This is a genomic window from Levilactobacillus zymae DSM 19395 (assembly GCF_001434115.1).
Lineage (GTDB): Bacteria > Bacillota > Bacilli > Lactobacillales > Lactobacillaceae > Levilactobacillus > Levilactobacillus zymae.
In genome coordinates, this window is record NZ_AZDW01000034.1 from 202710 (window position 1) to 221977 (window position 19268).

General features: G+C 54.2%; 23 protein-coding genes. 19 read left to right on the forward strand and 4 right to left on the reverse strand.

Annotated features, from left to right (window positions below; all coding sequences use genetic code 11):
* Positions 1–261 precede the first annotated feature (261 nt).
* Together FD38_RS08855 and FD38_RS08860 are read right to left on the reverse strand one after the other, a co-directional pair.
* The gene (locus FD38_RS08855) at positions 262–1002 is read right to left on the reverse strand and encodes an amino acid ABC transporter ATP-binding protein (protein ID WP_057733364.1); all 741 of its coding nucleotides are present in this window, start codon (positions 1000–1002) and stop codon (positions 262–264) included.
* Positions 995–2470, reverse strand: coding sequence for an ABC transporter substrate-binding protein/permease (locus FD38_RS08860; RefSeq protein ID WP_057733366.1), 1476 nt, complete (start codon positions 2468–2470; stop codon positions 995–997). The genes FD38_RS08855 and FD38_RS08860 overlap by 8 nt, the downstream gene beginning before the upstream one ends.
* A 442-nt stretch (positions 2471–2912) precedes the next feature.
* Here FD38_RS08860 and FD38_RS08865 point away from each other — a divergent pair, with 442 nt between their 5' ends.
* The 17 genes from FD38_RS08865 to FD38_RS08935 all read left to right on the forward strand — a co-directional run bounded on the left by FD38_RS08865 (position 2913) and on the right by FD38_RS08935 (position 16515).
* Entirely contained in the window at positions 2913–3650 is a 738-nt protein-coding gene (locus FD38_RS08865) for a YebC/PmpR family DNA-binding transcriptional regulator (protein ID WP_057733368.1), read from the forward strand.
* A gap of 117 nt (positions 3651–3767) precedes the next feature.
* A complete protein-coding gene (comGA, locus tag FD38_RS08870; RefSeq protein WP_057733371.1) occupies positions 3768–4739 on the forward strand; it encodes a competence type IV pilus ATPase ComGA in 972 nt (323 codons plus the stop codon).
* Positions 4675–5730 carry a type II secretion system F family protein gene (locus tag FD38_RS08875; RefSeq protein ID WP_225430759.1) on the forward strand — a complete coding sequence of 352 codons (1056 nt, stop codon included), beginning with the start codon at positions 4675–4677 and terminating at the stop codon, positions 5728–5730. The genes comGA and FD38_RS08875 overlap by 65 nt, the downstream gene beginning before the upstream one ends.
* Positions 5727–6068: a prepilin-type N-terminal cleavage/methylation domain-containing protein gene (locus FD38_RS08880; protein ID WP_057733372.1), complete on the forward strand. Its 342-nt coding sequence runs from the start codon at positions 5727–5729 to the stop codon at positions 6066–6068. The genes FD38_RS08875 and FD38_RS08880 overlap by 4 nt, the downstream gene beginning before the upstream one ends.
* Entirely contained in the window at positions 6034–6534 is a 501-nt protein-coding gene (locus FD38_RS08885; protein WP_057733374.1) for a type II secretion system protein, read from the forward strand. Before FD38_RS08880 ends, FD38_RS08885 begins: the two co-directional genes overlap by 35 nt.
* Positions 6488–6706 (forward strand): hypothetical protein, encoded by a 219-nt coding sequence (locus FD38_RS12620; protein WP_083485325.1) that lies wholly within the window; start codon positions 6488–6490, stop codon positions 6704–6706. Before FD38_RS08885 ends, FD38_RS12620 begins: the two co-directional genes overlap by 47 nt.
* The gene (locus FD38_RS08890; protein WP_057733376.1) at positions 6703–7155 is read left to right on the forward strand and encodes a prepilin-type N-terminal cleavage/methylation domain-containing protein; all 453 of its coding nucleotides are present in this window, start codon (positions 6703–6705) and stop codon (positions 7153–7155) included. Before FD38_RS12620 ends, FD38_RS08890 begins: the two co-directional genes overlap by 4 nt.
* Positions 7107–7313, forward strand: a complete 207-nt coding sequence (locus FD38_RS12790) for a hypothetical protein (protein ID WP_147007810.1) — start codon at positions 7107–7109, stop codon at positions 7311–7313. Before FD38_RS08890 ends, FD38_RS12790 begins: the two co-directional genes overlap by 49 nt.
* Before the next feature lie 125 nt (positions 7314–7438).
* Entirely contained in the window at positions 7439–8458 is a 1020-nt protein-coding gene (locus FD38_RS08895; protein WP_057733426.1) for an N-6 DNA methylase, read from the forward strand.
* Between the two features lie 16 nt (positions 8459–8474).
* Positions 8475–9665 carry an acetate/propionate family kinase gene (locus FD38_RS08900; RefSeq protein WP_057733378.1) on the forward strand — a complete coding sequence of 397 codons (1191 nt, stop codon included), beginning with the start codon at positions 8475–8477 and terminating at the stop codon, positions 9663–9665.
* A 217-nt stretch (positions 9666–9882) separates the two neighbouring features.
* Entirely contained in the window at positions 9883–11298 is a 1416-nt protein-coding gene (locus FD38_RS08905) for an amino acid permease (protein ID WP_057733380.1), read from the forward strand.
* A 188-nt stretch (positions 11299–11486) separates the two neighbouring features.
* Positions 11487–12335 carry an aldo/keto reductase gene (locus FD38_RS08910; protein ID WP_057733382.1) on the forward strand — a complete coding sequence of 283 codons (849 nt, stop codon included), beginning with the start codon at positions 11487–11489 and terminating at the stop codon, positions 12333–12335.
* An 11-nt stretch (positions 12336–12346) separates the two neighbouring features.
* A complete protein-coding gene (locus FD38_RS08915; protein ID WP_057733384.1) occupies positions 12347–12955 on the forward strand; it encodes a metallophosphoesterase family protein in 609 nt (202 codons plus the stop codon).
* A 61-nt stretch (positions 12956–13016) separates the two neighbouring features.
* Positions 13017–14399: a bifunctional metallophosphatase/5'-nucleotidase gene (locus FD38_RS08920; RefSeq protein WP_083485326.1), complete on the forward strand. Its 1383-nt coding sequence runs from the start codon at positions 13017–13019 to the stop codon at positions 14397–14399.
* A gap of 18 nt (positions 14400–14417) precedes the next feature.
* Complete coding sequence (locus FD38_RS08925; RefSeq protein WP_225430757.1) at positions 14418–15086, forward strand: YutD family protein; 669 nt, start codon at positions 14418–14420, stop codon at positions 15084–15086.
* Between the two features lie 12 nt (positions 15087–15098).
* Entirely contained in the window at positions 15099–15893 is a 795-nt protein-coding gene (locus FD38_RS08930) for a TIGR01457 family HAD-type hydrolase (RefSeq protein WP_057733389.1), read from the forward strand.
* Positions 15894–15912: 19 nt separating this feature from the next.
* Positions 15913–16515, forward strand: coding sequence for a TIGR01906 family membrane protein (locus FD38_RS08935; RefSeq protein ID WP_235806471.1), 603 nt, complete (start codon positions 15913–15915; stop codon positions 16513–16515).
* A gap of 46 nt (positions 16516–16561) precedes the next feature.
* Here the strand turns inward: FD38_RS08935 and FD38_RS08940 are convergent, their stop codons facing one another.
* Positions 16562–17260, reverse strand: a complete 699-nt coding sequence (locus FD38_RS08940; RefSeq protein ID WP_057733392.1) for a VTT domain-containing protein — start codon at positions 17258–17260, stop codon at positions 16562–16564.
* Between the two features lie 103 nt (positions 17261–17363).
* Positions 17364–17873, reverse strand: coding sequence for a phosphatidylglycerophosphatase A family protein (locus tag FD38_RS08945; protein ID WP_057733394.1), 510 nt, complete (start codon positions 17871–17873; stop codon positions 17364–17366).
* Positions 17874–17993: 120 nt separating this feature from the next.
* Between FD38_RS08945 and FD38_RS08950 the strand changes: the two genes are divergently transcribed.
* Together FD38_RS08950 and FD38_RS08955 are read left to right on the forward strand one after the other, a co-directional pair.
* Positions 17994–18581, forward strand: coding sequence for a peptidylprolyl isomerase (locus FD38_RS08950; protein WP_057733396.1), 588 nt, complete (start codon positions 17994–17996; stop codon positions 18579–18581).
* 38 nt (positions 18582–18619) lie between these two features.
* Positions 18620–19009, forward strand: coding sequence for a CvfD/Ygs/GSP13 family RNA-binding post-transcriptional regulator (locus tag FD38_RS08955; protein WP_057733399.1), 390 nt, complete (start codon positions 18620–18622; stop codon positions 19007–19009).
* The last annotated feature ends 259 nt before the right edge of the window (positions 19010–19268 follow it).

The window sequence follows — 19268 nt, forward strand, 5'->3', positions numbered from 1 at the left end:
ATTTTTTAATCATACCGGAATGCTCCTCTCATGCTTTTCTAATAATTAATAGTCATTATAGCTGGTAATGCGTATTTATACAATATTTATTTTTGAAAATATCATTTTATACACTGATTATTCTTTGTAAACCACTCAATCACTGATGGCTCAATGATTGCTAAATGTATAAAGATTGAGTGCGATTGCATACCGGAGCGACGCCCAGCGCACAAAAAAGGCGCTCACAACGGGGGTGAGCGCCAGAGAAGCTATTCGGCATTACATTAAAATCTTGGAGAGGAAGTCTTGGGCCCGTTCCGTTTGGGGGTGGGCGAAGAAATCATCCGGGGTGCTATTTTCTTGGATGTAACCGTCGGCCATGAACCAGATCCGGTCGGCCACGGACTTAGCGAAGCCCATTTCGTGGGTGACCACGACCATGGTCATTCCTTGGTTGGCGAGGTCCTTCATAACGTTCAGCACTTCACCGACCATTTCGGGGTCCAGTGCGGACGTGGGTTCGTCGAATAACATCACCTTCGGGTCCATGGCCAGGGCCCGAGCGATGGCGACCCGTTGCTTTTGCCCCCCGGAGAGGCTACTTGGGAAGGCGTCGGCGTGGTCGTCCAGGTTGACCTGTTGGAGTAGCTCGTGCGCGCGCTTGGTGGCGTCGGCGTCACTGGTGCCCTTGACCTTCATGGGTGCCAACTTGATGTTTTCGAGGACCGACATGTTCGGGAAGAGGTTGAAGCCCTGAAAGACCATCCCCATTTGTTCCCGCAATTCGTTGACCCGCTTGGTGTCCAGCGTCGTCAGGTCTTGGCCGTCGAAGGCAACTTGGCCGCTAGTCGGGGTTTCGAGCAGGTTCAGGCACCGTAAAAAGGTACTTTTCCCACTCCCAGAAGGGCCGATGACCACGATCACTTGACCGGGGTCGACCTGTTCGGTGATGTCCTTTAAAACGGCGTTGCCGTCGAAATCTTTCGCGAGGTTCTTGACCTCAATAATTGGTTTAGTCATGCTGCATTCTCCTCTCGAAGTAGTTCAAAATCCGGGACGCGGTGAAGGTCATGATGAAGTATAAGACCATGATCACGGCGATTGGGGCAACCCCCCGGTAGGTATCGGAACGCACGATGTTGCTTTGGAAGATCAGTTCGGAGACCCCGATGATCGACACGATGGAACTATCCTTGATCAGGGTGATAAATTCGTTCCCCAAGGAAGGCCAAATGTTCTTTAAGGCTTGTGGTAAGACCACGTACCGCAGGGTCGCGGTGTTGGTCAGTCCCAGACTCCGTGCGGCTTCGGTCTGACCGTCGTCCACGGAGTTGATCCCACCCCGAATGTATTCGGCGATGTAGGCCCCGGAGTTCAGCGAAATGGCGATGATCCCGGAAGTCAGGGCGGGTAGGTTCACAATCAAGCCCAACCCGAAGTACACGAACATGACCTGGACCATCATTGGCGTGCCCCGGATAAATTCGACGTACGCCGTGGCGAGCCACCGTAAAGCGGTCTTGATGACGCCGCCTTTGGCCATCCGGGCGAGGGATAGGAGTACCCCTAAGATGAACCCGAAGAAGACGGAGCAGACCGTGATGATCAGGGTGTATTTGACCCCGGTCAGGAAGGCCTTCCAGTAATGCCACATGCTGGTGTTGACCGTGTTGGTCTTTAAGTATTTCCCAGCAGCGGGGAGGTAGTCCTTGTTGACCAGGTCCTGCTTACGGATCTGATCGACGGACTTGTTAGCGGCGGTGACCAGTGACGTGGAGCCCTTCTTAAAGGCCACGGCAGCACTGGTATCGGACGCACTGAGGTTGAAATGACTCGGAATCATGGCAAGTTGCTTGTTGTTGGCCACGTAAGCTTGGGCCGATGGCTTTTCCATGGCAACCCCGGCCAGTTTGTGACTTTGCAGAGCCAAAATCAGGTCAGAAACGGACGTCATCCCCTTGACCTTGGTGTCCGTGGTCTGTTTCTTCGACTCGTTGTACATGGTAGAACCGGTTTGGGCCCCGATGGTCTTGCCCTTGAAGGAATCCTTGTCCTTGTACAGGCCCTTTTCACTCTTGTTGACCACGATGCTGTAACCACCTTGGTAGTACAGGTGGGTGAAGTCCACGTTCTTCTTCCGCGCCGGCGTTGGGTTCATCCCGGAGATGACCATGTCGACTTTACCGGTCTGTAACGCGACCAGTAGGGAATCAAAGGACATCGACTTCACGACCAGCTTGACGCCTAAGCCCTTGGCGATTTTTTGGCCCACGGCAACGTCCATCCCCACGATCTTGCTCTTCCCGTGAACGGTCGCTTGAAATTCGTAGGGTGGGTAGTCGGGCGAGGTCCCCATGACCAACGTCCCCTTCTTTTGGACCCGTGCCAGTGAATTATCTGTGGCGGCTTGCGCCGTGGTGCTGGTGGCCCCCCAGCCGACCAGCAAGGTGACGACTAATGCCAGCATAAATAGCAATTTCTTTTTCATACCGAATAGAACTCCTCTTGTTTTGAATGATTGACACTTATTATAGCCACAAATGTTTATTTATACAAGTTTTATTTTGAAAAAACCGTTTTTATACATAAAATATTCTTAGAATTCAATCTAAAATTGGAATATACCGGGGATTACCGCGATAATTAGCGCTAATTTAAAATGTATAAAGTGGACCGCTTTCTGCATAGTCGGAGGTAGGACGTCGCCGGTTAGCCCGAGAAAGATTAGCGTCTGATGGGTGAGCGCGTTAGGCGAAAGACTGAGGGGGTAATATATAGAAGAAAGTGGTCACGGTAGGAGCAATTAGACGGCGGTCTGGCGCGCTCCTATCCGGTATACGTTTGTCTTGAAAAGGGGACAAAGTGGTGCTAAAATTAGCATTGTCTGTTTTATATGGATATATAAATTATTAGAAAAGAGGAGTTACGAGATGTCAGGACACTCTAAATGGCATAACATTCAAGGGCGTAAAAACGCTCAGGATGCAAAACGTGGAAAAATTTTCCAAAAGATCTCACGTGATTTGTACCAAGCTGCAAAAGCAGGTGGTGTTGATCCCGACGGTAACCCTCAACTTCGTTTGGAAATGGACAAGGCCCGGGCAGCTAACATGCCGAAGGACAACATCAAGCGTGCGCTTGACAAGGCTTCCGGTGTTGGCGGTGCCAAGTTCGAAGAAATCACCTACGAAGGTTACGGTCCTGGCGGGACAGCAATCATGGTTGCTGCGTTGACGGATAACAAGAACCGGACGGCTGCCGCTGTTCGGTCCGCGTTCACGCACCATGGTGGCTCATTAGGCGCTGCTGGTTCTGTTTCCTACATGTTCGATCGTAAGGGATACATTGTTATCTTACGTGACGGCCTGGATACGGATGAAGATACGATGTTGATGGATGCTTTAGATGCCGGCGCGGACGACATGGAGACGACCGATGATGAATTCACCATCTGGACGGACCCATCACAAGAAATCGCCGTGCGGGACGCCTTACAGGATAAGGGTTACAAGTTGGATACTGCCGAAGTTCGGATGTTCCCTCAGAACACGACCGAAGTTCCAGAAGCCAAAGTTTCCCAATACCAAGGCTTGATCGACGAACTGGAAAATAACGACGACGTTTCGGATATTTACGAAGCCGCCGTGTTACCAGAAGGCGTTGAATAAAGTTTAAAATTGTTTTGATGAAGGTTCCCATTTTTGGGGGCCTTTTTTTGTTGGGCAACAAAAATAAACCGCCGATTGCCGGAGCTACCTGTAAGAACCCCAAAGGAGGTGGCAAGGATGCCCATCCAAGCCCTGATCAACGAACTCTTACAAGCCGCCCAACAGCAAAAAGTTAGCGATATTTACGTGTTACCCCAGCAGACGGGGTATCAGGTTCGTTTGCGTCAAGCCCAACGAATTCAGGTCTGGCGCCGCTTACCGGTCGAAGTCGGTCAGCAACTCCTGACCTACTTCAAATTTCACGCCAATATGGCGGTCAGCGAACACCGCCGGCCCCAGGTGGGCGCGCTGACCTGGACGTTACCCGGTGGTCACTTGGAACTGCGCTTCTCGACGGTGGGGGATTACGCGGGCCACGAATCGTTAGTCATTCGCTTGATTTATCCGTACCAGGACCTGGCGTTGGCCTACCTGGATCCCCCGCAGGAACACCGACTCGCTCAACTGGCCAGACAACGGGGCCTAATGTTGTTTGCCGGGCCGACCGGTTCGGGGAAGACCACCACCATGTATACCACGGCGCGTCAGTTAGCGACCGAGGCGTTGGTCTTGACCATCGAAGATCCCGTAGAAATCAAGGAACCGCGTTTTGTGCAGCTGCAGGTCAACGCCCCCGCGGGGATGGCGTATAGTGACCTGATCAAGGTCGGGTTACGGCACCGGCCGGACGCGTTTATTATCGGTGAGATCCGGGATGCCGTGACGGCTCAGGCGGCCGTTCGGGCGGCGTTGAGCGGACATTTGGTCTTGAGTACGATTCACGCGCGGAGTGCCGCGGGGACCATCGACCGCCTGCTGGATTTAGGCGTCGCGGCCGACCAATTACGGCAGGTCTTAACGGCGGCGTGTTATCAACGGTTGATCCCGCAGCACCCCCAAGGGGTCGCCGTCTTGTTGGCGATCCTGACGGGCTCGGAACTCTGGCAACCCACGGGGCAAACGCAAGAAAGGTGGCGACGAACCCTTGAACGGGCACACACTGCGGGCACGATTACGGCCCAAACGCTGGCGACTTACGCCGCGGGGTAAGTGGTCGCTGGCCCAACAGGCGCGACTTTGTCAACTATTGGCCGACCAACTGCGGAGCGGCTTTTCCCTCAAGCAGGCGTTAGCGTTTCTACGAACGACCGCCGAGGACCTGCCTCCGGAAGTGGCGGTGATCGAGCAACATCTCCTAGCCGGGGCGGCTTTCTTACCGGAACTGGCACCTTATCTGCAGGAAAACATCTACTTTCAGCTGACCCTAACGACGCACGATGGCAGTCTGTGTCTGGGACTGGCCCGCGCGGCCAAACTACTGCAATTGATGGCGACGCAACGGCAACGCTTGCGGCAATTGTTGGCCTATCCGTTGGGACTCTTCGGCGGGATGGGGCTATTGTTTGCGACGTTACAATTTGGCATTCTGCCGCAACTACGGACCAGTCTAGCGCCCCAAACCACGGGACCCCGGCTGGCCTGGCAAGTCTGGGGTGGGGGGCTTCTCGGCGTGAGTCTGCTACTGCTAGGTGGGGCCACGCTACGCTGGTGGTGGCGTCAATCCAGTTTGCAACGGGCCCAAGGCTGGCTGCGGGTGCCCCTCGTGGGCCGCATTTTTCGGGCGTATTACGCCTACTATCTAGCCGACAACCTCAGTCAATTAGTCCAGAGTGGACTCAGCGTCAAGCAGATGATCCAAACCCTGAATCGGCTACCCGACCGGGCGTTATTACATCAGTTGGCCGCCAGTCTCGACCAACGTCTAAATCAGGGAACGTCGCCCATGCGGTGGCTCCACCGCCAGGCCTATATTCCGGACGACCTCATTTTATTGTTGCAAAAGGGGAGTACGCCGGAACAACTGGCCCGGGAGTTGACCGCCTACAGTCGCTTGCAGTACCAACGGCTAGTCAACCGGAGCGAGCGGGGCTTGGCATGGGTCCAACCCGTCCTATTGACCGTGGTGGCCAGCCTGATCGTGGCCGCTTATCTGAACTTACTGTTACCGCTGTACCATAATTTACAGGGGGTCTACCAATGAACCGGCGCAAAAGGAGCTATCACGGCTTTACTCTGGTCGAGATGACCATCGTGTTATTTATTATTTCATTATTGATTTTGATCATCTTGCCCAACCTGACGGGACAACGGGGACGGGCGAATACCATCCACCGGCAGGCCATGGCGACCTTAGTGGAGGGTCAGGCCAACGCTTACTTAGACGAACATAGCGACGAGCAACCGGCCCCCCAGATGGTCACGTACCCGCAGCTAGAAAAGGAGGGTTACCTGACCGAACAGCAGGTGAAACGAGCGCAACAAGAAGGATTGGAGTTGGGTGATCATGGCCACGTCCACCAAACGACCCCGAAGAAGTAGCGGCTTTACGCTTTACGAGACGTTGTTGGTACTGGTCATCGTCACGGGACTAGTGGTCCTGATGGCCACGCCGCGGGCCGCGTCCCAAAACCTCTTGGCGGAACGGGCTTTTTGGCCCAGTTGGCAGCGGTTCTGGACGGCGGGGTGTCAGTTGGCCGTCCGGCGACGAGAGACCCTTCACGTGGAGGTCGATATTCCCCGGCACGTGGCCGAATTACGGACCCTGTCACGAGGGGGAACGCCGCAAGTTTTAGCGCGATTAGCGGTGCCCCCATCGTTACGTTTCGCTGAAGGGGACACTAAGTGGGATGGCAATATCGATGAGCGGGGCTGGGCCCCGGCACTGACCCTGGAGTGGTACAGCCAGCGCACTCGGCTCTGGTGGTACCAAACCTTTCAACTTAAAGGAGCATTGATCTATGTTACAGCAGCGGAAACGCGACGCCCCCACGCGCCCCAACCTTAGGGGATGGCTCTTACCAGACGCACTCTTGGCCTTAAGCCTGGTGACGCTGACCTTAGTCTTCACGCAACAGGCCCTACAGGTCACCAGTCGAGTAGAACGCCAACGGCAGCACCGCTTGGAACGGGCCCGGTACCACCGGGACCAACGCCTAGAAAGGTGGTTGGCGTCGTGACCGATCGGCGGGGATTTACGTTAATCGAGGGGCTCTTGGCCCTGGGGATCGCGGCTCTGTTGTTGGGCCTGGTCACGGGGTGGTCGCCCAACATCTTGACGCCGCTTAAGACCGATTCCAGCGAGCTGTACACGGCGTTGGCGACCATCGAACAACCCGGGCGTTTTACGTTAGCGGCGCTCCAGGCGGAATCGTTAACGTTGGTGGATCATCAGGCGAAGACCGGGGCCACCCACGAAAAACAAGTGACGCTTTCCGTGGACTCCCGGGGCACCTTGAAATTAACGAACGCGCACAATCAAGGGTATTTGCCGTTACTCCGCCACGTGGTCGCCCTAAAGTTCACCAAGACGCGGACCGCAAAATTAGTGCGACTGAAGATTAAACGGGAGGGGCAAAAATGGCAAAACACACTTCTCGATTTGCGCGGCCCAGTCAAGGATTTTTGACCCTGTGGGCCTTACTCTTTTTAGCCGCGATGAGTCTGACGTTGACCATCGTGTTGGCGGGACAGTACGCCCGCATCCAGACCACGACCCAGTTAGTTCGCCAGTATGACCAAATCGCGGTCGATTCGGCGACCGAACGAACAAGGGCGCGGCGGTGAAAGCCCCGTTTATCCGTTCACTTGCCGTGAGGGGACTAAAGATTGCTTGAATAAGTCCGTAAAAATCGGTAGTATAGAGAACGGATACATTGTGCTATGGAATTTTCACAAGGAGGCGAAACGTACTGTCACAAGAACAGACAGAAACGCTTTTTAAGGTTCTGGATGAGTCGACCACGACCTTACAAACAGCGTTGGCGACATCTTATATGGATGCCTTTATCGAAACGGGAGATAATCTGCTGAATGGTGAAGTTCAAGTGGAGGACGGTCGTCCGGACGCCGCAACGGTCAAACAATTGACCGCGTTGTATCAACAGGCGCCTTGGCAAAGCTATGACGCCGAAACGGTTCGCCGGGCGGTGCAATTGGCGATGCTCAAGGCCATTCGTGTTGATGAGGTTCAAGCCAATCACCAATTAACCCCGGATACGATTGCGTATATCATGGGCTATCTGGTGACGCGGTTAGAGCACAACAAGCAGCACCTGACGTTGTTAGACCTGACCGTCGGCACGGGGAACCTGTTGACGGCGGTGTTATCACAATTAAACGCCGTCGTGGCCGGGACCATCGATGCTTACGGCGTGGATAATGACGATACGATGTTGGCGATTGCGCAATTGTCCAGCGAGCTGCAACGGTTGCCGGTCAATTACGTCCACCAAGATGCGTTGGAGCCGTTATTGGTGCCCGCTAGTGATTTGGTGGTGGCGGATCTGCCCATTGGGTACTATCCCGTCGACGCCAATGCGGCTGGTTATCAGACGCACGCCACAACGGGACACTCCTTTGTCCATCACTTACTGTTAGAACAGGCCGTTCGCCAGTTGACACCGGGCGGAATTGGCGTCTTTCTGGTCCCCTCCCAGCTCTTTCAAACGGAAGAAGCGAAGGGCCTCCTGAAATGGTTGCCGAATAACGCTTATCTGCAGGGCCTGTTGAACCTGCCGAGCGAACTGTTTGCCAACGCCAACGCCCAAAAGGCGATTCTGATTTTACAGAAGCCGGGGGCGGGCGCTAAGCAGGTCAAGCAAGTGATGCTTGGTGAATTTCCATCATTCAAAGATCAATCAGCGTTTCAAAAGTTTGTCGCGGAAATCGTCCAATGGGAAGAACAGAATCTCATGACGAAGCGCGCGTAAAAGGAGAAAAGACCACATGGGAAAATCTATTGCAATTAACGCCGGAAGTTCCACGTTGAAATTCAAGTTGTTCCAAATGCCAGAAGAAGAGGTCATCGCCGAAGGGGCCATTGACCGGATCGGTTTAGGCAACTCATTAGTTGAAATCAAGTACGGGGACGGTCAAAAGTACGAAACGCACCAAGACGTTAACGACCACCGGGAAGCCATTCAATTAATGTTGGACCAACTGACCGAATTGAAGATCATTACGGACTTCAACGAAATTACCGGGGTTGGTCACCGAATCGTTGCCGGGGGTGAAGAGTTCAAGGACTCTGCTGTCATCGACGACGACGTCTTAAAGAAGATTGAAGGCTTAGCCGAATACGCGCCACTGCATAACCCAGCGGCCGCTATGGGTATCCGTGCCTTCAAGAAGATTTTGCCAAACGTGTTAAGTGTGGCAGTCTTCGATACGTCCTTCCACACCAGCATGCCAGAAGTCAACTACATGTACGGGATTCCTTACGAATACTACGAAAAGTTTGGGGCCCGGAAGTACGGGGCCCACGGGACTAGTCACCGTTACGTGGCCGGCCGGGCTGCCAAGATGTTAGGCAAGCCACTGGAAGACTTAAAGCTCATCACCATGCACCTGGGTGCCGGTGGGTCCATCACCGCTATCAAGAACGGCAAGTCCTTCGACACGTCCATGGGCTTCACGCCACTGGCCGGGATCGAAATGGCGACCCGTTCCGGAGACATCGACGCTTCGTTGGTGGCTTACCTGATGGAAAAGTTGAACATCGACAAGCCAAGCGACATGATCAACATCTTGAACAAGAAGTCTGGTCTGTTAGGGGTTTCCGGTGTGTCCGCAGATATGCGTGACCTGGAAAAGGTTCAGGACAAGAATCACCGGGCCAAGTTGGCGCGGGATATGTTCATCAACCGGATCGTGCGTTACGTGGGGGCTTACCTGGCTGAACTGGGTGGCGCGGACGCCATCGTTTACACGGCCGGTGTCGGTGAAAACGATATTATGATTCGCCAAGAAGTGGCCGACAAGTTAGCTTACTTCGGCATTGGCGTGGACCCTGAAAAGAACAACATTCGTGGGGTCGAACGTGACTTGAGTAAGGCGGGGTCGAAGATCAAGACCCTGTTGATCCCAACGAACGAAGAATTAATGATCGTTCGGGATATCGAACGGTTACGGAAATAGGTTTAGGCCTGCGGTGGTCCGGTTCAAAGCGCTTACACTTTGGACCGGACCATTTTCTTCATATATAATTGAATTATTTTCATGTAAATTAAATAAAAGTGAATTAAACGCGACAATGCCGGGACGCCGTTCGCTTTAATCCACTGAACTAACCAGCGGTGTTGCTGGTATTGTCCCCTTGACCGTGTATAATATATTTCAACGAGGGGGCAGTAAAATGAAAAATACTCAATCAAACACAGAGCAGAGCTTTTCACGAGAGCTTAAGAGCCGCCACGTCCAACTGATCGCTCTTGGGGGAACGATCGGGACGGGGTTATTCTTAGGATCTGGTCAAGGGATTCACTTGGCGGGATCGTCGATTGTGTTGGCCTACCTGATCACCGGCGTGATGTGTTTCTTACTCATGCGCGCCCTGGGTGAACTCTTACTTTCCGATTTGAACGTGCATTCATATATTGATTTCATTCAACGTTACTTGGGTGACAACATGAGTTTCGTCGCCGGATGGACCTACTGGATCTGTTGGATCACCATTGCCATGGCGGAAATTACGGCGGCCGGCCAATACATGCAGTTTTGGTTCCCACACTTGCCACAGTGGGTCACCGGACTCTTCTTATTAGGCATTTTACTTCTATTAAATTCCGTGACCGTTAAGGCGTTTGGGGAAACGGAATTCTGGTTTGCGATTATCAAGATCGTGGCGATCGTGGCCTTGATCATCGCCGGCATCTACATGGTGGCGGTACGGTTTGCGACGCCAGTCGGCCACGCCAGTGTGGCTAACCTGGCTCAGGGCGGTTTCTTCGCCAACGGTTGGAAGGGCTTCTTCCTCTCGTTCCAGATGGTGCTCTTTAGTTTCGTGGGGATCGAAATGGTCGGGATGACCGCGTCCGAAACGGCTAACCCCAAGAAGATCTTACCCAAGGCCATCAACGAAATTCCCATGCGGATCATCCTGTTCTACGTGGGGTCGCTGTTAGCCCTGATGTGCATCTACCCGTGGCAATCGATTTCGGCCACGAGCAGTCCGTTCGTGCAGGTCTTTAAGAACGCCGGGATTCAAGCGGCGGCTTCGGTCATCAACTTCGTGGTCTTAACGGCGGCGGCTTCGGCCTGCAACAGTTCGCTCTTTACCACCGGCCGGATGTTGTTCTCGCTGACCTACCGCGGCAAGAGTCGGTTCGCTCAGCACATGGGGACGTTATCTAAGGCCCAGGTGCCGGTCCACGCGTTACGCTTCTCCACGGTGATCATCGCGATTTCCGTCTTCTTGAACCTGATCGTACCCGGTCACGTCTTCGCGTTTGTGGCCAGTGTGGCGACGACCTGCTTCCTGTTCATCTGGGGAGCCATCGTGGTGGCCCACATCAAGTACCGGCGGCAGTTACAGAAGAACCACGAACCGACGCACGGCTTTACCATGCCACTGTTTCCCGTTTCCGACTACCTGATCCTGATCTTCTTAGGCATGGTCGGCGTGGTCTTACTGTTCCGGACGGATACCTTGATTGCGCTGATTGGCTCGGTCATTTGGTTAGTGGCCCTGGGTCTAGGTAAAAAATTACGGGATCGCGAAAAGATTGGCAGCTTGGCCGATTCTTCCGATGATTCCGAACAATTAAAGTAAATGTGTTGCGGGAGCCTGGGAGGTCGATCTCAGGCTCCTTTTTTGGTTAGGCTAGCCAACCGAACCGTTAAGCCGACTAATCGACCTAACGGCGGGTCAGCGGGGTGGTTGCCAGCGTCAACTGCGGCGAAAGTCGGGCTAAAGTGCTAGGATAAAAGAGGAGCTTTAGTCTTTTGGGAGGGATTAAGATGAAAACTGTGACGTTAGCTGGCCAAACGGTGCCGGCGATTGGTATTGGCACTTGGCACATGGGGGACGATCCCCAAACGCGCGCAAGTGAAATTGCCACGATTCAGGCGGGTTTAGCTTCCGGGGCGCGGGTCATTGATACCGCCGAGATGTACGGGTCTGGTCGTGCGGAGTCACTGGTTGGCGAGGCCTTACAGGGCGTTGACCGCCAGCAGGTCTTTTTGATTTCGAAGGTCTTGCCCGAAAACGCCTCGCGGGATCGGATGCAACGCAGTGTCGAGGCCAGTTTACAGCGGTTAGGGACCGACTATTTGGATTTATATCTTTACCACTGGCGGGGCAACGTCCCGTTGGCCGAAACGGTCAGTGAATTACAACGGTTGCAGGATCAAGGCTTGGTGAAGGCCTGGGGCGTGTCGAACTTTGACGTGGCCGACCTTGACGAACTCTGGGCGCTCCCCCAGGGACCCAACGCCCAGGCCAACGAAGACCTCTACCACCTGGGAAGCCGGGGACTGGACTACGCGGTCTTGCCTTGGCAACGTCAGCACCAGTTGCCCCTGATCGCTTACTCACCGGTGGCCCAGGGGGATGCGTGGGGCCAACACCTCACGACGAATCCGGTGGTCCGCCAACTCGCTGAGAAGTATCAGGTCAGCATTTATCAGATTCTCTTGGCGTGGGTGATTCGGCATGACCAGGTCTTAGCCATTCCGCAGACCAGTTCGGTGGCCCACATGCGCCAAAACTTAGCGGCGGGCGACCTGACCCTAAGCGCCGCCGATTTGACCGCTCTAGACGGCCAATACCCGGCACCCACGCATAAACTCCCGCTTGACGTGATTTAGGAGGCCAAACGATGCAATATTTTACTTCGGATACGCACTTTTTTCATAAGGATCTTCTGGGCATGAACGACTTCGCGCCCCGGCCGTTTCCGGACGTGGAGACCATGAACCAGACCATTATTGACAATTGGAATGCCCGGGTGGCACCGACCGATACGGTCTACCACCTCGGCGACATCGCACTGTACTTCACCCACCCGGCGGTCAAGTCCGACGAGGCGGTGGCGGACGTGTTATCACAATTGAACGGTCATTTGGAACTGATCAAGGGCAACCACGACAGCCGGGCGTTGTTCAAATACCTGGCGGCCCATAACCCCATTGATCACGGGCAACCCAAGTACGCCTTTCACGACGTCGGCGCGCTGATCAAGTACGATCACCGGCAGTACTACATGACGCACTACCCCATGATGTTGGGCATCGTCAACCAGATCATCAACCTCCACGGCCACATTCACCATTACGCGGTTCCGGTGAAGGAAAACATCAACGTGGGCGTGGATACGCCCGAACAACGTTATTTGGCGCACCCCGTGCCGTTTGGGACGCCGTTTTCGCCGACCGAAATCGAAGAGATGGTGACCGGCAAGGCCCGCGAATTCAAGGACAAACAATAGCTTGACCGAATTCGGGGGATGCCGTACGATTAAAATCAGTGCAAGGGGGGGACAGCCGGTCGTGGAACACCTGACGATTTTACACACCAACGATCTACATTCACATTTTGAAAATTGGCCCCGGATTCGGCGGTATCTGCTGACGACGCAGGCCCAGAAGCGCGCGGCCGGGCAGACCGTTTTGACCTTTGATCTGGGGGACCACGTCGACACCGCCCATCCCGTGAGCGAGGCGACTAACGGGCAAGCCAACGTCCAATTGATGAACCAGATCGGTTACGATGGGGTGACCATTGGCAATAACGAGGGCCTCGGCTTCATGCGTCCCCAGCTCGATCATCTTTACGACCACGCCAATTTCCCGGTCATCCTGGGCAACCTGCACCAGCCGGGGACCGACCGCTTGCCAGATTGGGCTTGTGATCACCGCCTGATCGTGACGGCGGCCGGTACGCGGGTCCTGGTCTTAGGCCTGACCGCCCCGTATACGTTGACCTATCCCTTAGCCGGCTGGGACCCGATTCAAGCGGTCCCGGCGTTGACGAGCCTGTTGGCGCGATACGCACCGCAAGCCGACGTCTGTATCTTGTTGTCGCATTTGGGACTCAACGTCGATCAGAAATTAGCCCGGCGCTTTCCGCAGCTCGACGTGATCATCGGTAGCCATACGCACCACTTATTGGTTCACGGTGAGCGGGTCAACCATAGCCTGTTGGCCGCGGCCGGGAAATACGGCCAGTACATTGGTCAGATTACGTTGACCCTCGACGAGCAGCACCACATTCAGACGGCTCAAGCCGCCGTCGTGGCGACGGCCACGTTACCGGCCCAGGCGGTCGACGCGACGGAGATCCACGATTTAACGGCCTTAGGTGAAAGCATTTTAACCGAACAACGCGTAGCGGACTTACCCGTAACGTTAGAAGCCGATCCCACGGGACACCCGCAGTTGGTTCGCGAGGGACTTCACGCCATTGCGGAGTACGCCGGGACCCAAGCGGCGGTGCTCAATGCCGGCCTCTTTTTACGGGACCTGCCCCGCGGGGTGATCACGCAAAATCAGATTCATCAGATGCTGCCCCATAGCATGCACGTGATGACGGTCACCCTCGACGGGTATAACCTCTGGCGTCTGGTCCAGGAATTTGAACAGGCCCGGCGTTTCTTACGCAGGTTTCCCCAGAAGGGCATGGGCTTTCGGGGCAAGATTTTTGGTGAACTGAACTATCTGGGCTTGGCCTACGATGCCCCGACGCGTCAGGTAACCTGGCGCGGGGAACCCTTATCGCCGCTAAAGCACTACCGACTAGCGGTCGTGGACCATTACCTGTTCATTCCCTTTTTCCCGACCCTGGCGATCATGGGTCACAACCAAATTTTATATGATGATTTATTACGCGAGGTGTTTGCCCAGTACCTGAGCCGACACTATCCCTTAGACTAAACGACAGAAAGGATGAAGATGGTGGATCGAAAGGATTTAGAGGCCCTAGTGGCCCAGCAACGTGAAAAACGAGAACCCAGTGCGGAAGTGCTGCGGGTCGACGAGACCCACCTTAAGATTAACGGACACGCCTACGAATTGGTGACCAACGTGCGCGAGGGGTTTGATTTTGCGGAATTCGCCCAGCGTTACAGCACGATTCTAAGTAAATACGACTACATCGTCGGCGATTGGGGCTTCGAACAGTTGCGGTTGAAGGGCTTTTACGCCGCCGACCGGGCGGGCGCCAAGCAGAATCAGATCGATGCTGTGCAGGATTACCTGTACGAATCGTGTAACTTCGGCTGTGCCTACTTTATTTTGCATAACTTGGAGGTCAAGCCGGCGCCAAAACCACGGCGCAATCGTTCCCGGCGGCATAACGGAAATAACGGCCCCAACCCGACCAATGCTAAGGCCGAAAAGTCAACGACGGCCGCAACGCCCAAGTCCGCGAGTGGCCATAACGGTCCCCGGCGGCATCGGTCACGGCATTCCCGGCGGCGGAACAATTCGAATAACCATAGTTTTACGGAAGAGCGCCGAACGACTCCCGCAGCCCCCAAGCCAGCCAAGACCGTGACGGTCGCGTCTGGCGGCGGTCAGGGTCGACGGCACTTTACCATTCGGCAGAAAAAAGAAGAGTAGGGAGTATTGACGGTGAAAGATTATCAAGCATACATGATTGACCTGGACGGCACGGTCTACGCCGGGTCGCAGCGGTATCCCGCAGCCAAACGGTTCGTTGAACGGCTACAAGCCGCCCACGTGCCGTTTAAATTCGTGACCAATAACACCACGAAGCTGCCCCAAGACGTGGTCCGCAATTTAGCGGATAACCACGACATTCACGTCACGTCGGACAACGTCTACACGGCCGGCCTGGCAACGGCCGATTTTCTGGATCAGCGCGCCGGGGCCACGGGTCGACGGACGGTTTACGTGGTGGGCGAGATTGGGTTACGGCAGGCGTTAGCCGCCAAGGGCTTTACGGTCGACGAAGACCACCCCGAGTACGTGGTGGTGGGGTTAGATAGTGACGTGACCTACGAGAAGTTTGCTAAGGCCATCCTGGCGATTCGCAGTGGGTCCACGTTTATCGGGACCAACTCGGATTCCAACATTCCTAAGGCCCGCGGCTTGATGCCCGGGGCCGGGGCGTTGGTCGATCTGGTGCGTTACGCCACTCAGACCGACCCCATCTTTGTGGGCAAACCTGAACCAATCATTTTAAACAATTCGTTGGCCCAGTTAGGGGTCGCGGCGAATCAGGCCTTGATGGTGGGGGACAACTACCATACGGATATTGAGGCGGGCATTCACGCGGGGGTCGATACCTTATTGGTGTACACCGGCGTGTCGACGCCTGAGCAGGTGGCTCAAGAAGCCATCCAACCGACCTATACGGTGCCGTCGTTGGACCACTGGGATCTGCAGCGGGGGCCCCTTGACTAGGTTGGGCCGAATCCTCGGGTTGACAGCGGTCGTTTTATTACTGGTGAGCCTGAGTATCACGCTGACCATCAACGCCGTATGGCTGTACCGGTTGGATATCGGCTGGCTACATATCAGCCACGACGTTCACCTGTCAGCGGCCGTGTTGATGCATAATTACGGGCAGCTACTGGCTTACCTGGAATTACCCTGGGTGACCGACCTTAAGATGAGTAACTTCCCCACGTCGTTTACGGGGATGGTTCACTTCGAGGACGTCAAACGGCTATTTCTCATCGATCACGTGGTCCTACTGGTGAGTGTCGCGCCCGCAATTGGGTACCTGCGGCAGCTCGCCCGGCGCGCCGAGCAGTGGCGCTTGCTGCGACCGATGCAGGTGGCCGCGGTGGTCCCGGTCGTCTTGGCCGGTTGCATGGCCATTAACTTTAACGGTTTTTTTATCGCGTTTCACCAGGTATTGTTTCGCAACAACGACTGGCTGTTCGACCCGAACCTCGATCCCGTAATCACGGCGTTGCCGGACACCTTTTTTCTCCACTGCTTCGTGCTGGCGTTCGTTCTGTTTGAACTGGGCGTGAGTCTGTTGTATTGGTGGGGCCGGCGGGCAATCAAACGTGCTTAATTGAAGGCAGCAAAAAACCACATCCTCGCGGGGATGTGGTTTTAATTTAATCATCTTCAGATAAATTCTGCACGGAGGCTTGGTGCCGGGGTGCAGCGGTTGGTTGGTGGGGATGCCGGCGACCACGTAGCCAGCCGACGATGGCCGGAATCAACGAAATCACGATGATGCCCAGCACCACCGCAGAGAAGTGGGCTTTGACAAACGGAATGTTGCCGAAGAAGTACCCGCCACCGCAGCAGATCAACACCCAGGTCAACGCCGCACTGACGTTGTACTTGAGGAACCGCCGGAACGGAAATTGGGAACCGGCCGCGGTAAACGGCACGAAGGTCCGAATGATGGGCATGAACCGCCCCAAGAAAATGGCTAACGGACCGTGCTTGCGGAAAAACTGTTCAGACTGGGCCAACTTATCCTTATTGATCAGGCGGCCGAACCACGAATGGTTAGATAACGCGGCGCCGGCACGGTGGCCCAGGTAGAAGTTCAAACTGTCGCCCCCGATAGCGGCCACCAGGAACAACGCCACGAAGAGCCAAACGTTCAGCCCGTAAGCCGGATTGGCTGCCAGGGCGGCCGCCGCGAAAAGCAACGAGTCGCCCGGCAGGAACGGCAGAATCACCGCGCCGGTTTCAACAAAGACGATGGCGAACAAAATGAGGTAGGTGGAATGGCCAAAGGTATTCACGATGTTGACCAAGTGATCATCAATGTGTAAGACGAAATCGATTAAATAGCCCATTAAGGTACTCCTTATTCTAAAATTTATAGACACCCACATTGTAATGGGTTTTAACCTCACCGTCAGCTGGTATTGCCAAACTTAAGGAAATTATGAAATTTGACTAATCAAACGGCGTGTCTTGTTCGCCCTCATCGGCGTGAGCTAAGCGAGCCGCGGCGGCCGCAGCGACGGCTCCCACGAGATCGTCGAGGAAGGTATGAATCTTGCCGGGTTCGTGGGCGTTTAAAATTTTCAGGATTCCCGGCTTGACCCGGTCGATGTACCCGTAATTCGTAAAGCCAATGGAGCCGTAAAGGTCCACAATCGACAGGGCCATGGTCTCATCGACCCCGTAGAGACCTTCGTCGCGTTCCACGATGGTTTGCAGGGGATCGAGCAGGGCGTGTTGTTCGGCGGCGATGTCGAGTTGGATGCCTGTGATCAGGGCGTTTTGGACTTCACGTTTGCGTAGCACGGCCTGAACGCTGTCGCGTGCCATGGCCAGAGTTAAGTCTTGGATGTAATCCTTTTGCAAAAAGACGACCAGGTTGGCGATGGCTTCTAGGGAGACGCCGCGTTGTTCGAGTAGGTCAATGGTCCGTTTATTCAGAGATGTCACTGGTTTAGTCATGTGTTTCCTCCTATTAGATGTGATTGCCCCCAGTATAGCACTGAAGTGTTCAGTTGCATTTTTAGTGGTTGGCGGTGATAATGGACACAGAAGTGTTTTGAAAAGATATGGAGGATAATTATGACAAAGTTTCCACAAATTGATTTGGCGAACGCCAAGGGCCCGCAAGTGACGATTGAAACGTCAATGGGTACGATTTTGCTACAGCTCTTTCCCGAACAAGCCCCCAAGACGGTTGAAAACTTTGTAACGCACGCGAAGGCCGGCTACTACGACGGGTTAACGTTCCACCGGGTCATTCCCAACTTCATGATCCAGGGGGGCGATCCCACTGGAACCGGGATGGGTGGCGAAAGCATCTGGGGCCAACCCTTTGAAGATGAATTCTCACCGGAACTCTATAACCTACGCGGCGCGCTGTCCATGGCGAACGCCGGTCCGAATACTAACGGGAGTCAATTCTTCATCGTCCAAGATAAGGATATGACCGACCAGATGCAGGGTCAGATGAAGGATGCGGGCTTCCCAGAAGAAATCGTGAAGGCTTACCAAAATGGGGGCACCCCATGGTTGGACTTCCGGCACACGGTCTTTGGCCAAGTGGTGAAAGGCATGGACGTGGTTGACGCCATCGCCGAAGTTGAAACGGATGCCAGTGACCAACCCGCAACGCCGGTCACGATGGATAAAGTTACCGTTCAAGAGTAAGTTGAACGGGTCGCTTCTATAGTAAAGGAGGAATCCCAATGACGTTTAAGATTGGTCAACGGGTTTCTGGACGGGTCACAGGGATTCAACCCTATGGGGCGTTTGTGAGTCTGGGTGGCCACCGGCAGGGCCTCATTCATATTTCGGAGTGTCACTGTGGCTACGTTAAAGATATTCACGACTACCTGAAGGTTAACCAGGAGGTCAACGTCGTCGTTTTAGATATCGATGAGTTTACGGGGAAGATTAGTCTGTCCTTACGGTGTCTCGAGCGCCTGGATACCGAGACGGTTCCCAGTGAGCATCAACGGCACCATTACTGGACGAACCATCGGGTGGCAATTGGATTTAAGCCGATTGCCGATCGGCTAGCCGGTTGGAAAGCCGAGGCAACTCAACGGTTGAATGATCAGCAGACAGCGCGTTAAGCGGGTCTGCTTTTTTCTTGCAATTTTTTCTTGACCTAGCTGGTGATGATTGGTATGATATTATCTGTTGTCATCAGGAAGACTAATTGCATAAAAATTGAATTTGTGGATACACATACAAATTTGAAATTAGTGCTTGACGTTGTTAAAAACTACTGATACAATGATTTATGTTGTCAGTGAGAACAACAGCGCTTCTCAACTGAATTTAAATTTTGAATATATATTCAAAATTGATTGAAAAAAGTTGTTGACAAGA